The sequence below is a fragment of the Streptomyces sp. NPDC015032 genome (assembly GCF_043080425.1).
Taxonomy (GTDB): Bacteria; Actinomycetota; Actinomycetes; order Streptomycetales; family Streptomycetaceae; genus Streptomyces.
Window position 1 is genome coordinate 283,769 of the sequence record NZ_JBIBVN010000003.1, and the last position, 14,649, is coordinate 298,417.

At 69.6% G+C, this 14,649-nt stretch carries 12 protein-coding genes; all 12 read left to right on the forward strand.

Annotated features, from left to right (window positions below; genetic code table 11):
- Positions 1 to 482: 482 nt before the first annotated feature.
- The 12 genes from ACF08M_RS07090 to ACF08M_RS07145 all read left to right on the forward strand — a co-directional run bounded on the left by ACF08M_RS07090 (position 483) and on the right by ACF08M_RS07145 (position 14,547).
- Positions 483 to 1,811 (forward strand): extracellular solute-binding protein, encoded by a 1,329-nt coding sequence (locus tag ACF08M_RS07090; RefSeq protein WP_392184218.1) that lies wholly within the window; start codon positions 483 to 485, stop codon positions 1,809 to 1,811.
- Positions 1,808 to 2,782, forward strand: a complete 975-nt coding sequence (locus ACF08M_RS07095) for a carbohydrate ABC transporter permease (protein WP_392184219.1) — start codon at positions 1,808 to 1,810, stop codon at positions 2,780 to 2,782. The genes ACF08M_RS07090 and ACF08M_RS07095 overlap by 4 nt, the downstream gene beginning before the upstream one ends.
- On the forward strand, positions 2,779 to 3,645 hold the full coding sequence (locus ACF08M_RS07100; protein ID WP_392184220.1) for a carbohydrate ABC transporter permease: 867 nt from the start codon (positions 2,779 to 2,781) through the stop codon (positions 3,643 to 3,645). The genes ACF08M_RS07095 and ACF08M_RS07100 overlap by 4 nt, the downstream gene beginning before the upstream one ends.
- Positions 3,646 to 3,877: 232 nt before the next feature.
- Positions 3,878 to 5,242: an alpha-L-fucosidase gene (locus ACF08M_RS07105; RefSeq protein WP_392184221.1), complete on the forward strand. Its 1,365-nt coding sequence runs from the start codon at positions 3,878 to 3,880 to the stop codon at positions 5,240 to 5,242.
- Positions 5,243 to 5,286: 44 nt separating this feature from the next.
- Entirely contained in the window at positions 5,287 to 6,720 is a 1,434-nt protein-coding gene (locus ACF08M_RS07110) for a chondroitinase-B domain-containing protein (protein ID WP_392184222.1), read from the forward strand.
- Between the two features lie 129 nt (positions 6,721 to 6,849).
- Positions 6,850 to 8,277, forward strand: coding sequence for a polysaccharide lyase 6 family protein (locus ACF08M_RS07115; RefSeq protein ID WP_392184223.1), 1,428 nt, complete (start codon positions 6,850 to 6,852; stop codon positions 8,275 to 8,277).
- 265 nt (positions 8,278 to 8,542) lie between these two features.
- Positions 8,543 to 9,316 (forward strand): sugar phosphate isomerase/epimerase family protein, encoded by a 774-nt coding sequence (locus tag ACF08M_RS07120; protein WP_392184224.1) that lies wholly within the window; start codon positions 8,543 to 8,545, stop codon positions 9,314 to 9,316.
- A gap of 526 nt (positions 9,317 to 9,842) precedes the next feature.
- Positions 9,843 to 10,361 (forward strand): hypothetical protein, encoded by a 519-nt coding sequence (locus ACF08M_RS07125; RefSeq protein WP_392184225.1) that lies wholly within the window; start codon positions 9,843 to 9,845, stop codon positions 10,359 to 10,361.
- 81 nt (positions 10,362 to 10,442) lie between these two features.
- Positions 10,443 to 11,288: a DUF4097 domain-containing protein gene (locus ACF08M_RS07130; RefSeq protein WP_392184226.1), complete on the forward strand. Its 846-nt coding sequence runs from the start codon at positions 10,443 to 10,445 to the stop codon at positions 11,286 to 11,288.
- An 81-nt stretch (positions 11,289 to 11,369) separates the two neighbouring features.
- The gene (locus ACF08M_RS07135) at positions 11,370 to 12,410 is read left to right on the forward strand and encodes an ATP-binding cassette domain-containing protein (RefSeq protein ID WP_392184475.1); all 1,041 of its coding nucleotides are present in this window, start codon (positions 11,370 to 11,372) and stop codon (positions 12,408 to 12,410) included.
- Positions 12,407 to 13,201, forward strand: a complete 795-nt coding sequence (locus ACF08M_RS07140; protein WP_392184227.1) for an ABC transporter permease — start codon at positions 12,407 to 12,409, stop codon at positions 13,199 to 13,201. Before ACF08M_RS07135 ends, ACF08M_RS07140 begins: the two co-directional genes overlap by 4 nt.
- A gap of 338 nt (positions 13,202 to 13,539) precedes the next feature.
- Complete coding sequence (locus ACF08M_RS07145; protein WP_392184228.1) at positions 13,540 to 14,547, forward strand: ankyrin repeat domain-containing protein; 1,008 nt, start codon at positions 13,540 to 13,542, stop codon at positions 14,545 to 14,547.
- The last annotated feature ends 102 nt before the right edge of the window (positions 14,548 to 14,649 follow it).

The following is a 14,649-nucleotide window of genomic DNA, read 5'->3' on the forward strand; positions in this document are numbered from 1 at the left end:
CTCGCTCCTCGGCTCTTTTGCTCATGGACCGCCAGTGGATCGACCCGCGGCCCCTGATCGGACGTGTGGAGAAATGTCTGACCGGATGTCAAGGATTGGCGTGGCTTGTTCAGTGCCTTGTTCGGCGCACTTGCGGCACAATACATCGGAGGACTGTGCAGGCTCTTGGATGAGGTGTAGTGATCTGGCTCTGGTCGGCCCGGCAGCCGTCAGGATCGTGTGCGATCTCCGCGAAGTGGGGTGATCGATGCCTCGGGCGACTTATCTCTCCCTCCAGCAGGCAGTATCTCGGCTTGGGCGCGTGCCTTGTGGGAAGCTTCGGGCCGTAGGGGAGGTGTGCGCGGGCGTCTCTTCGCCGACCGCGGCGAGGCATCGCGAGATTTTTGCATTCATCGGACTATTGACCGCGGATTCAGACCCCCGTTAGCGTCCCCAGCAAGCGCTTTCCAGGCCAGCTGTGTTGCGGCGAAACAGGAGTTGTCATGCAGAGATCGCGGTGGATCGGTGCGGGTTTCCTCGCTTCCGCACTGGTCCTCACCAGCTGTACGTCCGGGCCCGCGGGAGTGGACGCCAAGCAGGACTCCAAGGCGCCGCTCGAACTGTGGACCAGGACGACACCGGGCGGACCGGGAGAGCAGGGCGCGCTCAGGCTCGCCGCCGCCTTTGGGAAGGCCACGGGCTACAAGGTCGAAGTCACGGCCATCTTCGACGACTTCGAGACCAAGCTGCAGCAGCGGGCCGCGCAGAAGAACCTTCCCGACATCGTCATGAACGATGTGACGCAACTCGGTGCCATGCACAGTCAAGGACTGCTCAGGGAGATCGACCTGGACAAGGTCAAGAGCGGGAAGCAGGCCGTGGGCCAGGGCCTGGACTCCGGCAAGAGCGTGGACGGCAAGCAGTTCGGGCTGCCGTACTCGGCGCAGGCGTCCGCGCTGCTCATCCGCAAGGACTGGCGGGAGAAGCTGAATCTGCAAGTCCCGCAGAACTGGGACGACTTTGCCGCGATGGCCGAGGCATTCACCACCAAGGACCCGGACGGCGACGGCAAGAAGAACACCTTCGGCCTCGCCGCCCCCCTCTCCACCAAGCGCGGATACGCCTCCTGGTACTTCTCCAACTTCCTCTGGGCCGCGGGCGGGGACTTCATCACCGAGACCGGGAACGGCACGTACAGGCCCGCGATGACCACGAAGGAATCGGTCGAGGCCGTGCAGTGGTTCCGCGATCTCGGCTGCAAGGACAAAGCCATTCAGCCCGGTGCCGTGACCATGGAGACCCCACCCACGAATGAGACGTTCGAGGCGGGCCGGACCGGCATGTTCGTCGTCGGCCCGTACCTGCTGCCCCGCTTCGACGAGACTCTCGGCAAGGACAAGTACGAGGTCGTGCCGATGCCCAAGGGGCCGAAGGACGCCACCGTGCTCGCCGAGGGCGGCTCCGTCTACCTGATGGCGGGCTCCGAGAACCGGGCGGGCCAGGACGCCTTCGCCGACTTCGCCCTCTCGGCCGAGGGCCAGAAGACCGGGATGCAGGGCGACATCGGATACACCGTGCAACTGCCCGTCAACAAGACGGTGGACATCTCCGAGGTCCGCCCCGACCCCCGCTGGTCGACCTACGCCGAGGCGTACCGGAAATCCGGGCGGTACGCGCCGTCGATCCCCAACTGGACCCCGGTGCGGCAGACGACCGCGGAGGCCATCAACGCGCTGATGGCCGACTGTGATCTGGACACCAGGACCAAACTGGGCGAGCTCGACAAGCAGCTCGCCGACATCCTCAAGGAACAGGGAATCGCCGCGTCATGAGCCTCGACCAGGCGGATCCGGCCGCCCTCGCGGCGGCCGGCCCCGCGGACCGGACCACCGGCCGCCCGGTCGGCGGGGCCACCACCGGCCGCCGCGGACACAACCGCCGGGCGGGCCGGTGGTGGACTCCGTGGCTGTTCCTGGCCCCGGCACTGCTCCTCTTTCTGTACTTCAAGTTCATTCCCATGGCCAGTGCGCTGACCATGTCCTTCCAGGAGGTCCAGCCCTACCTCGGGAACAAGTGGGTCGGTGCCGAGAACTACTCCACGGTGCTCCACTCCGACGGCTTCCGCGAGGCCGCCTGGCACACTGTCGTCCTCGCCGCCGGGCAGACCGCCGGCTCGATGGCTCTCGGCCTCGTACTGGCGCTGCTGATGGAGGGGCAGGGCCGTCGGCTGGGGTTCGTGCGTTCCGCGGCGTTCCTGCCGGTAGTGGTGCCGATCGCGGTCGTCGCCGAACTCTGGCGGGTCATGTACCACCCGACCGAGGACGGCATGCTCAACTCCGTTCTCGGCCTGGTGGGTTTCGGCCCCTCGGGATTCATCAACGACCCCGATACGTCGATGGTCTCCATCATGCTCACCGGCATCTGGCGGGGTGCCCCCTACGACATGATGATCTTCCTCGCCGGACTCACGAGTGTGGACCGAGGTCTGTACGAGGCCGCGAAGGTCGACGGTGCCTCCAGGATGCAGCGGGTGTGGCATGTGACGGTGCCCGGACTGCGGTCGGTGTTCTCGATCCTGTTCATCCTCGCCGCGATCCGCGGACTGCGCGTGTTCACCGAGGTGTTCCTGCTCACCAACGGCGGACCCGACGGCTCCACCGAGGTCGTGATGACCCTCATCTACAAGCTCGGGCTGGAGCAGAACCGACTCGGCGTCGGCGCGGCCGGAGCCGTCCTGCTGTTCATCGCGACGCTGATCCTGACCATCGTCGTCCACCTGTTGCGACGGAGGGAGAGCAAATGAACGCGCCGACCGAGACCGCGCTGGGCCTGACCGAGAGCAGGAGCCCGGGTGGGCGGATCCTGAGGGGCGTCACCCACCTGCTGGTCCTGATCGTCTTCGCCGGGCCCCTGATGGCCCTGCTGGTCAGTGCCTTCAGCCACGTCAAGGACCCGACACAGCTGAGCGTCATCCCCTCGGGCGCCACTCTGGACAACTTCAGGATCGCTTTCGACCAGGGCGTGCTCGCGTACCTGCTGAACTCGTTCTTCGTGGTCGGCTTCGGCCTGCTCCTCCAGGTGGCCGTCTCCGTCCTCGCCGGCTACGCGCTGGCCAGGAAGGTCTTCCCCGGGATGACGCTGGTGCTCGTCGCCATCCTGGCGACGCTGATGCTGCCCGAGGAGATCCTGGCCCTCCCGCTGTCCGTGATCCTCTCCGACCTGCCGGTGGTCCACTTCAACCTGATCGGCACCCTGGCCGGAATGATCGTCCCGTTGGGTGCCTGGGGATTCTCCATCCTGGTGATGACCGAGTTCATGAAGGACGTGCCCCGGGAACTCGAAGAGGCCGCACGCATCGACGGTGCCGGAGACCTGCGGATCTTCGCCCAGATCATCCTGCCGATGTGCAGGCCCGCGCTCGGGGTCATCGGAGTCTTCGGCTTCACCATGATCTGGGACCAGTACCTTCTGCCCCTCCTCGTCTCCACCGACTCCTCCTCCTACACACTCCCGCTGGCGCTCCGCACCCTGCGGATCGATCCCGCCGTCACCCCCGGAGTGGTGATGGCTGCCTCCCTGCTGGCCCTGCTGCCCTCCGTGATCGTCTTCCTGCTCTTCCAGCGTTCCTTCGTCCACGGCCTGTCCTCCGGCGCCCTGAAGGGCTGACCCGGCAGCCGACTGCCCCGCACCGCCCGGCGAAGTCATCATCGGCTTCCGGGAGTTCACCGGGTGCGGCGTCGCCGTACCGCAGACCCCGGCCCGGCGGTGGGGTCGCACCGCGACACACCCGCCATGCCTCGTACCATCCCGCACGACCAGCCCTCCGGTCGCGCCGACCGGAGCGCCGAACAACGCACCGAAGGCGCCACCGGACGCCGACGACAAGGAGCGATGCCCCATGACCCCGAGCGCTGACACACCAACGGCGTACCCGTCCGCGCCCGCCGGGCCCCCGGCCACCGAGACGACTGCGGAAACTCCGGAGACGACCTGGTTCACCACCGACCGATTCGGCATGTTCGTCCACTGGGGGCTGTACTCCCTGGCCGCACGGCACGAGTGGGTCAAGAACCGGGAGAAGCTGACCGACGAGCAGTACCAGGTCTACTTCGACCACTTCGACCCCGACCGTTACGATCCGGTCCAGTGGGCCAGGACGGCCAGGGCGGCCGGCATGCGGTACGTCGTCCTGACCACCAAGCACCACGACGGCTTCTGCCTCTGGGACAGTGCCCTCACCGACTACAAGGTCACCAACACCCCGTACGGCCGCGACCTCGTCGGGCCTTTCGTCGAGGCGTGCCGCGCCGAAGGACTCAAGGTCGGCCTCTACCACTCCCTGATCGACTGGCACCACCCGTCCTTTCCCGTGGACGGCATCCATCCGCAGCGCGACGACGAGGAGTTCAAGGCCGCGACCGCCGACCGCGACATCCGCGACTACCAGCGCTATCTGCACGGCCAGGTCCGTGAACTCCTGACGTTCTTCGGGCGGGTCGACTACCTGTTCTTCGACTTCTCGTACAAGGGTCGCAGCTGGTGGGGCGGCAAGGGCCCGGACGACTGGGACTCCCCGAAGCTCCTGGAGATGATCCGCGAACTCCAGCCGCACGTCCTCGTCAACGACAGGACCGGCCTTCCCGGCGACTTCGTCACCCCCGAGCAGTACCAGCCCTCCGGCCCCATGACCAAGGACGGGCGGCCCGTCCTCTGGGAGGCGTGCCAGACGCTCAACGGAAGCTGGGGCTACGACCGCGACAACCTCGACCACAAGAGCGCCGACCTGCTGATCCGGATGCTCGTGGACGGGGTGTCCAAGGGCGGCAACCTGCTGCTCAACGTCGGCCCCACCGGCCGCGGCGACCTCGACCCGCGCGCCGTCGCCGTCCTCGCCGAGATCGGCCGGTGGATGGACCTGCACGAGCGGTCGGTCCGCGGCTGCGGCCCGTCCCCGTACACCGCCCCCACCGAGTGCCGGTTCACCCAGCGCGGCGACCGGCTCTACGTCCATCTGTTCGCCTGGCCGTTGCGCCATCTGCACCTGCCGGGACTCGCCGGCCGGGTCCGCTACGCCCAGTTGCTGAACGACGCGTCAGAGATCACCCAGGTCCATATCGACCCGGACCGTCCCGCGCTCAACACCGAGATGGGCGGGCAGCCCGCCGGCACGCTCACCCTCGAACTCCCCGTCCAACGTCCCGACACCCCCGTACCCGTCATCGAGCTGTACCTGGACACCCCCGCCGACCGGGCCGACGGCTGAGCCAGGTCCCGGCCCCGGTCCACCACCACAATCACGGAGGCATCATGCAACGCCGCACGTTCCTCATGGGCACCGCGGCAGGGGCTGTGCTGGTCGCCGTCCCCACCGGCGGTCTCCCGGCCGCCAGTGCGACGGCGGCTCCGACCGCCGTCGGCTCGCTGGACGAGCTCCAGGCCGCGATCGACCACGCGCGACCCGGTGACCGGATCGTCGTCGCCGACGGCAGATACACCGTCCCGTCGGACCGGCCCGTCACGATCCGGAAAAAGCGGGGCACCGACCGCGCGCCCGTGACCATCGCGGCCCAGTCCCGCGGCGGCGTCGTACTCGATGGCGCACACAGCTTCGTGTTCGACGAGTCCAGCCACATCACCGTCAGCGGCTTCTCCTTCCGCCAGAGCACCACCCTGGAGGTCCCCGAGAACTGCTCACACATCAGGCTCACCCGCAACGACTTCCAGCTCGCCGACATCGAGGGCCTGCACTGGGTGATGGTGCGTGCGGACGACAGCGAGGTCGACCACAACCACTTCCACGGCAAGAGCACGCTCGGCATCTACCTCGGTATCGAGGGCGCGGGCACGGAGGCGATGGCCCAGCGCGTCCACGTACACCGGAACTACTTCTCCGACCACAGCTTCACCGGTGCCAACGGCGGCGAGCCGATCCGGCTCGGCGTCAGCCCCCGGGCGCTGTCCAGCGCCCACGCGGTCGTGGAGTACAACCTGTTCGAGCGCGCCAACGGCGACCCGGAGGCCATTTCCGTCAAGAGCTCGGACAACGTCATCCGCTACAACACTGTCCGCGACAGCTTCGGTGGGATCGTCCTGCGGCACGGCAACCGCAACCGCGTGGAGGGCAACCACCTCATCGGCGGCACGGAAGGCCTGCGGATCTACGGCAACGACCATGTGATCGTCAACAACCACCTCGCCGGCCTGTCCGGGCGGGCGATGGTGATCGGCAGCGGTTCGGCCCGCGACCACCTGCCCGGCGAGTCGCCCGACGCCCGCCGCGGCAACGACGCACCCGACCGGGTCCTCATCGCGTACAACACCCTTGTGAACAACAAGGGCACGCTCTTTGGGGAGAGCCAGCGTCCGCACGAGCCGCGGGACGTGACCGTCGCGGACAACCTGCTCGTCTCGGACTCGGGCGAACTGGTCGCGATGGCGAACACCGTGCGCTTCACCTGGTCGGGCAACATCCTCTGGGGCGCCGCAGCCGACGGCAACATCCCGGCCGGCGGCTACACCCGTATCGACCCGAAGCTGGTGACGGGCCCGGACGGCGTCGCCCGGCTGTCGGCGGACAGTCCGGCGATCGACGCGGGCACGCTCGGGCGGCCGCCCGTCACCCACGACATCGATGGCCAGCCGCGTGGGCGGGCCAGGGACATCGGCGCGGACGAGTACGTGAACAGGCCCCCCGTACGCCGGCCGCTGAACCCGGCCGACGTCGGCCCCCACGCTCGCTGAGCCCGCCCACGGGAAGGACGGCCGGCCCGGTTCGCCCCCGGCTGTCCCCACCGCGGGGCACCGGTACGTCCAGCCGCGGGGGCTGTACGGATCCGGCCCGGTACGTCCTTGCCGCAACAGGAGGCCATCATGCAACGACGCACGTTCCTCAGGAGCACCGCGGTGGCAGCGCTTGCCGCCGTGCCCCTCACCACAACGCTGTCGGGCAGCGCATCGGCGGTCGACATACCGGTCGGCTCCCTGGCCGGACTCCAAAGTGCGATCAACGGTGCCGCACCCGGCGACCGGATCGTTCTGGCCGACGGCACCTACACCGTTCCGTCAGGAGGCGCGATCAACGTCTCCGGCAAGAACGGCACCGGCGCCGCACCGATCACCATCGTCTCGAAGACCCTCGGCGGTGCCGTGCTGCGGGGTGAACGCAGCTTCGTCTTCAGCAATTCGAGCAACATCACCGTCAGCGGTTTCGCCTTCCGGCAGAGCACCACGATGGAGATCCCGGCGAACTGCTCGACGATCCGGCTGACCCGCAACGACTTCCAGTTCGCGGACACCGACGGCCTCTACTGGGTCGTTGTGCGGGCGAACGACTCGAAGATCGACCGGAACCACTTCCACGACAAGACCACCGCCGGCATCTTCATCGTCGTCGACGGCCCCGGCTCGACCGCCATGGCCCAGAACCTCCACATCTTCAGGAACCACTTCTCCGACCACAGCTTCACCGGTGCCAACGGCGGCGAGCCGATCCGGCTCGGCGTCAGCGGCCGGGCGCTGTCCAGCGCCCACGCGATCGTGGAGTACAACCTGTTCGAGCGCTGCGACGGAGACCCCGAGGCCATCTCGGTGAAGTCCTCCGACAACACCGTGCGCTACAACACCATCCGCAACAGCCGCGGCGGGATCGTGCTGCGCCACGGCAACCACTCCACGGTGGAGGGGAATTACCTGATCGGGGGCGTCGACGGGGTGCGCCTGTACGGCAATGACCACCTGATCGTCAACAACTACCTCAGCGGACTGTCGGGCCGGGCCCTGGTGGTCGGCAGCGGCACCACCCGCGACCACAACGCGGGCGAGACGGCGGACGAAAGGCGGGGCAACGACGCGTGCGACCGCGCGGTGATCGTGCACAACACCCTGCTCGGCAACTCCAGCACGCTCTCGGGCGAGACCCGGGAGTACGAGCCACGGGACGCTGTCATCGCCGACAACCTGTTCGTCGGTGACTCCGGCAGCCTCGTCGCGATGGGAGCCACCACCGGCTTCACCTGGCAGAGCAACATGGTGTGGGGTGCGGCGTCCAACGGCAATATCCCTTCGGGCGGTTGCACCCGGGCCGATCCCCGGCTCAGCCGGGGATCCGACGGGATCTCGCGGCTGTCGGCGGGCAGCCCGGCCATCGGCGCGGCCACGCTGGGCAGTCCGGCCGTGTACGACGACATCGACGGCGATGTGCGGGGCAGTACGCGGGACATCGGGGCTGACGAGTATGCGACACTGCCCGCCCTGCGCCACCCGCTCACGACTGCGGACGTGGGGCCGAACGCAGCGTGAGCGGCCGGCCGTGAAACGGTCCGCCCGACCTCCCCGGGCGGACCGTGCGGCCGTCCTCCCGTCCGGGCTCCGGGGCTTTCGTCCGGGCCTCCGGTGGGCGGGGCGGGGACGCGGCCGGTCGGCCGGCCGCCGTACGGGCCCGGGAGGGCCACAGAAGGACCGCCGCGAGGTGGCCGAAGGAAAGGGATGCAGTGACCGTGAGAAGAAGCGACGCCATGCGGCGTGCCGCGTTCCGAGCTGTTCGCCGACCGGGCCGGGTGGCACCGTGACCAGGCTGGGCCTGTGCTCCGTCACCTTCCGGCGGCTGCCCGCCGCCGAGGTCGCACGCCGGGCCGCGGACGCGGGCCTGGAAGTGGTCGAGTGGGGAGCGGACGTGCACGCGCCTCCCGAGGAGCCCGGCACGGTCCGAGCGGCCCGTGACGCTTCCGAGAGGTACGGGCTCACCTGTTGCTCGTACGGCTCGTACTTCCGTGCCACCCCGGACGAGTCGGCCGGGTTCCCGGTGGTCGCCCGTGCCGCGGTGCTCCTCGGTGCGCCGCGGGTGCGGGTCTGGGCGGGAACAGTCGGATCGCGGGATGCCACGCCGCAGGAGCGGCGCGGGACCGTGACCCGCTTGCGGGAGGCGGCGCGGGTCGCCGCGGACCACGGGCTGGAGCTCGCGCTGGAGTTCCATGCGAAGACCCTCACCGACTCGGTCGCCTCGACCCTCCGGCTGCTGGACGAGGTGGGCGCCGACAACCTCCGCACCTACTGGCAGCCGCCGCTCGACACCCCCGACGAGGAGGCGCTGGCGGGGCTTGCCGAGCTCGGCGACCGGGTCGGCGCGGTGCACGTCTTCTCGTGGTGGCCGGGCAACCGCCGACTGCGGCTGGCGGACCGTGAGGACCTGTGGACCGGGGTCTTCGACCTGCTGAACCGGCGCCGCGTCCGGCTCGACGCGCTCGTGGAGTTCGTGCCCGGCGACGATCCCGCCGTGCTGGCCGGCGAGGCCGCGACGCTGCGTCGCGCGGCGGCTCGCCGGGCCGCCCCTCCGGCGTAGCCGTCCGCGCGGAGCGGGTCCGACGGGGGCAGGGCATTGCTGCCGCCTGCCGCCTGCCGCCTGCCGCCTGCCGCCTGCCGCCTGCCGCCTGCCGTCTGCCGCCGACGTGGCGGCTGCAACGGTCAGCCACGCGCGTGCTCGCGGCGGATCCACCAGGTACGGAAACAGCCGGGGGAGCATGCGGCGGAGGCGGCCGGACCCGGGGGGCGAGGACGTCTGTCGGCCACGGCCGGTGAATGCGCTGCTGGGAGCGGTGCGGACCGAGGTGGGTTGCGAGGCGGGGTCCGGCCGCCTTCTTGCGGCATCACATGGCATCACCCGGCACTGGATGGCACCACTTGGTGCCATCCAGTGCCGGGTGATGCCATTTCGCGTTCCTGGAGGCGTACAAGCATGCGTGATGTCACCATGACTTCGGTCGCACCCTCCATGTTTCCGCAGTTCAGGGGTGCTGTCCCCGAGGTCCGTCCGGTGTGAGGTGCCATCCGGGCTTGCGTGTGTGCCATTGTGGTGCCATGATGGCGTTATGGACCTCACCCCGTATGTCGACACTCTCCGCCGCGAACTCGCGGTGGCCGCCGAGGCCGGCGGCGAAAGTGCCCGTGAGCTGGCCGAGCGGCTCACCGCTCCTCTGGAGTCGGCGACCCGGCTGACCATGCTCCATGTGCTCTCCGCCGCGATGGACGAGATCACCCGTGAACTCGCCCCCGGCTCGGTCGATGTACGGCTGCGCGGGCTCGACCCCGACTTCGTGGTGACGCTGCCGCCCGCCGACGCTGGTGGCCGCGCGGAGCCGGCTGTACCCGTCGAACCGCTCGGGATCGCGGCCCCGGCCGACGGTGACGAGGGTGGCACCGCCCGCGTCAATCTGCGTCTGCCGGCCCACCTCAAGGCGCGCGCCGAGGAGGCCGCGAGCCGCGAGGGCCTGTCGGTCAACGCGTGGCTGGTGCGGGCGGTGTCGGCCGCGGTCGACGGCGGCACGCGGCCGCGTGCGACGGAGAAGACCCAGACCATCGGACAGAGCATCACGGGCTGGGTGCGCTAGCCGCGCCCCGCCCGCCCTGCGTCACCCACACCATGTCCCACCAGCGGGGACGTCCCAAAGGCCCAAGAGGACGGTACAGCCATGCCTTCTTTCGACACTCCCGAACCGATCTCGGCCACGGCGCACGTGGAGGCCGGTTCCATCAGGCTCACCGCGGGCGACCGCCTCGACACCGTCGTCGAGGTGCGGCCCCGCGACCCGAAGCGTGACCAGGACGTACGGGCGGCCGACCAGACCGAGGTCGCGTACGCGAGCGGCGTCCTGACCGTCAGGACGCCCAAGCCGCGCTATCTGGTCGGCCGCACCGGCACCGTCGATGTGACGGTCGAACTGCCCACGGGTTCGTGCGTCGACGTGACCGGCGCCTGGGCCCAGGTGCTCGGCGAGGGCCGGCTCGGCGAGGTGTGCGTGAAGACCTCGTCCGGCGACGTCCGCCTCGACACCACCGGCCCGCTGAAGCTGACCGCGTCGCACGGCTCGATCACCGTGAACCGGGTCGAGGGCGCGGCCGAGATCACCACCAGCTCCGGAAGCCTGCGCGTCGGCCTCGTCGACGGCTCCGCCGTTCTGAAGAACTCGCACGGCACCACGACGGTCGGCGTCGCGACCGGCGACCTGCGTGTCAACGGCGCCAACGGCGACATCGAGATCCGGCGCGCCGAGGCCTCGGTCACCGCCGCCACCGCCCACGGCACCCTGCGCGTCGGTGAAGTGGCCCGCGGCACCGTTCAGTTGGAGACCTCCCACGGTGCCATCGAGGTCGGCATCCGCGAGGGCACCGCCGCCTGGCTCGACGTCAGCTCGGGCTCCGGTCAGGTGCGCAACACGCTCACCGCGTCCGAGTCCCCGGAAAAGGCAGAGGACACCGTCGAGGTCCGTGCCCGCACCCGGTACGGCAACATCGACGTCCTCCGCGCCAAGGTCTGACCCTCAAGAGCCTGACCTCAACTCACCGTATTCTCCCGTCACTTCATCCTTCCAATGGAGGGTCCCATGCCTTCTTCTGTCATGCCCACGTCTAGTCGGCGTGGCGGTCCGCACGCGCCGGTCGCCGTCTCCACCGTCGGTCTGCGCAAGTCGTACGGCGACAAGAGCGTCCTCGACGGCATCGATCTGCGCATCCCGGCCGGGTCCGTGTTCGCCCTGCTCGGGCCCAACGGCGCCGGCAAGACCACCGCGGTCAAGATCCTTTCCACGCTCATCACCGCCGACAGCGGGCAGGCCCGTGTCGCGGGCCACGATCTCGCCGCCGACCCGCAGGCCGTACGCGCCGCGATCGGTGTCACCGGGCAGTTCTCCGCCGTCGACGGCCTGATCACCGGGGAGGAGAACATGCTCCTGATGGCGGACCTGCACCATCTCTCCAAGCGCGAGGGACGGCGCGTCGCCGCCGAGTTGCTTGAGCGGTTCGACCTCACCGAGGCCGCGAAGAAGCCGGCCTCCACCTACTCCGGCGGTATGAAGCGGCGCCTGGACATCGCCATGACCCTGGTCGGCAGCCCGCGGATCATCTTCCTCGACGAGCCGACCACCGGCCTCGACCCGCGCTCCCGCCACAACATGTGGCGGATCATCCGCGAACTCGTCGCCGACGGCGTCACCGTCTTCCTCACCACTCAGTACCTGGAGGAGGCCGACGAGCTCGCCGACCGCATCGCCGTGCTCAACGACGGCAGGATCGCGGCCGAGGGAAGCGCCGAGGAGCTGAAGCGGATGATCCCGGGCGGGCACGTCCGGCTCCGCTTCACCGACCCGGCCGCGTATCAGCGTGCCGCCTCCGCCCTGGGCGAGGCCGCCCGCGACGACGAGGTGCTGTCGCTGCAGATCCCCAGCGACGGCAGCCAGCGCGAGCTGCGCTCCATCCTCGACTGGCTGGACTCGGCCGGCGTCGAGGCGGACGAGCTGACCGTGCACACCCCCGACCTCGACGACGTCTTCTTCGCCCTGACCGGCGGCGCCGCCATCCCCAACCAGCCGAACCAGTCCAATCAGCCGAGCCAGCCCAATCAGCTGAACCAGCCCAACCAGCCCAAGGAGACCGCCCGATGAGCTCCCTCTCCCTCGCCCTGCGCGACTCCTCCACGATGCTGCGCCGCAACCTCCTGCACGCCCGGCGCTATCCCTCCCTCACCCTGAACCTGCTGCTCACCCCGATCATGCTGTTGCTGCTCTTCGTCTACATCTTCGGCGACACCATGAGCGCGGGCATCGGCGGCAGTGGCGCTCCCGACCGCTCCCGGTACATTGCCTACATCGTCCCGGGCCTCCTGCTGATGACCATCGGCAGCACCGTGGTCGGCACCGCGGTCTCCGTCTCCAACGACATGACCGAGGGCATCGTCGCCCGCTTCCGCACCATGGCGATCCACCGCGGCTCCGTGATCATCGGACACGTCATCGGGAGCGTCCTGCAGTCGGTCATCAGCGTGGTTCTCGTCGGTGCCGTCGCCGTCGCCATCGGCTTCCGTTCCACCGACGCCACCGTTCTGGAATGGCTCGCGGCGTTCGGGCTGCTCGTACTCTTCGCCCTGGCACTCACCTGGATCGCGGTCGGCATGGGCCTGATCAGCCCGAACGCCGAGGCCGCCAGCAACAATGCCACGCCTCTGATCCTGCTGCCGCTGCTGTCCAGCGCCTTCGTCCCCATCGACGCGATGCCGGGCTGGTTCCGGCCGGTCGCCGAGTACCAGCCCTTCACACCCGCCATCGAGACCCTGCGCGGCCTGCTCCTCGGCACCGAGATCGGCAACAACGGATGGCTCGCCGTCGTCTGGTGCCTGGGCCTCGCGGTACTCGGCTACTTCTGGTCGGCCTCGAAGTTCAACCAAGACCCGAAATAGCCGCCATGACCCCGCGGGCCGCCGCCCGCACCTTGTCCCGCCCGAGGGCGGCGTACACCGACACCGCGTCGGCGTACGCCGCCCGTCGGCGTTCGGAGCTGCCGCAGCTGCCCATCGGCCGGCGCGCAGCTCTCGCAGGGGAAGGGGCCGCTTCCGCCGTGTTGTGATGGCCGCGGCACAGGCGGCCGCAGACGCTGCGTTGATTCTCCGGGCGGCTCAGGCACTGTTTGCAGGTGTCCGGCGACATCGCGGCACGGGCGAGCGCCGTTGCTGCGTCGCCGGGGAGACGCGGGAACATCGCGCGGGGCGTTGTCGGACCTGTCTGCGAGGGTGTGCGTATGCGGCGGTGCGAACCGCCCGAATCGGCGTTGGAGGAGGAATCGGTGACGGCTCGCCATGATGGTTGGTCAGGCGTGGGATGGCAGGACTGGCAGGACCACGACGGCATCCGGATGCGTCTCGACCGGGGCGCCGATCCAGAAGCCTGGGGCGGGGGCCGGCCCCTGCACCGGGCGGCGGGCTTCGGCTCACCGGCGGTCGTCACGGAACTGGCCCGACGCGTCGCGGATGTGGACGCGCTCGAGGGCGGGACGACCGCGTTGTGGGAAGCCGTGCTGTCGAACCGGCCGGACAACGCAAGGGCTCTCGCCGCTGCCGGAGCCGATCCCTGGCGGTCCCTGATGGGTGGCTGGTCACCGGGGCGGCTCAGCCTGGCCGGACCGACGCCGGATCTGTTTGCGGTACCCGACGGCGAACGCGGGCTGACCGAGGCGGAACGCGCGACGGCGCAGGAGGGCAGACGGCTGGTCGCGGCGCTGGGAAGCTTCCACTACGAGGGTACGGGCCTGGCGTGTGTGGCCGGGATCGATGCCGGGGAGGCGATACGCCGCTTGGAAGCGACGTCGGTGGCAGGACAGGAACTGGACGAGCTGGTGGAGGATCCGTACGCGTACGACATGGATGAGAGCCTGCAGATCATCGGCGTGACGACCGTGCCGGGCGGCTGCGTGGTCACTCAGCCGTGGGGGTACGCGCCGCAGATGCCGGGCGTGCTGACCCGGTTGTCCCGGGACACCGTCTGCTACGGGCTGTACGCCAACCCCAAGAGCGGCAATCAGGGCAGCATCGCCCGGAACGGCGTCGTCGAAGGCTGGGACCTTCACCCGGGTGGCTCGCCGGACCAGGACGACACACCCGAGGAAGTCCTGGCCTCGTACCTCTACCACTGCAACGCGGTGGCCTACTCCTGTGCCTACGCGGGGCTGCGCCCGGCCGATGCCCGCGCCGTCGTCGGCCCACCCGACTCCTGGGCCGAGCTCCCGCAGCGCGACCACTGGAGCCACTGACGGGGGCGGCCCGGCGCGAGCCGGCGGCGGCCCCCGTCGTGCCCGGACCGCGGGCATGCCCGCCGAACCTCGGTGATGCGCCCCGGTCGGGCCGTGGTGAAT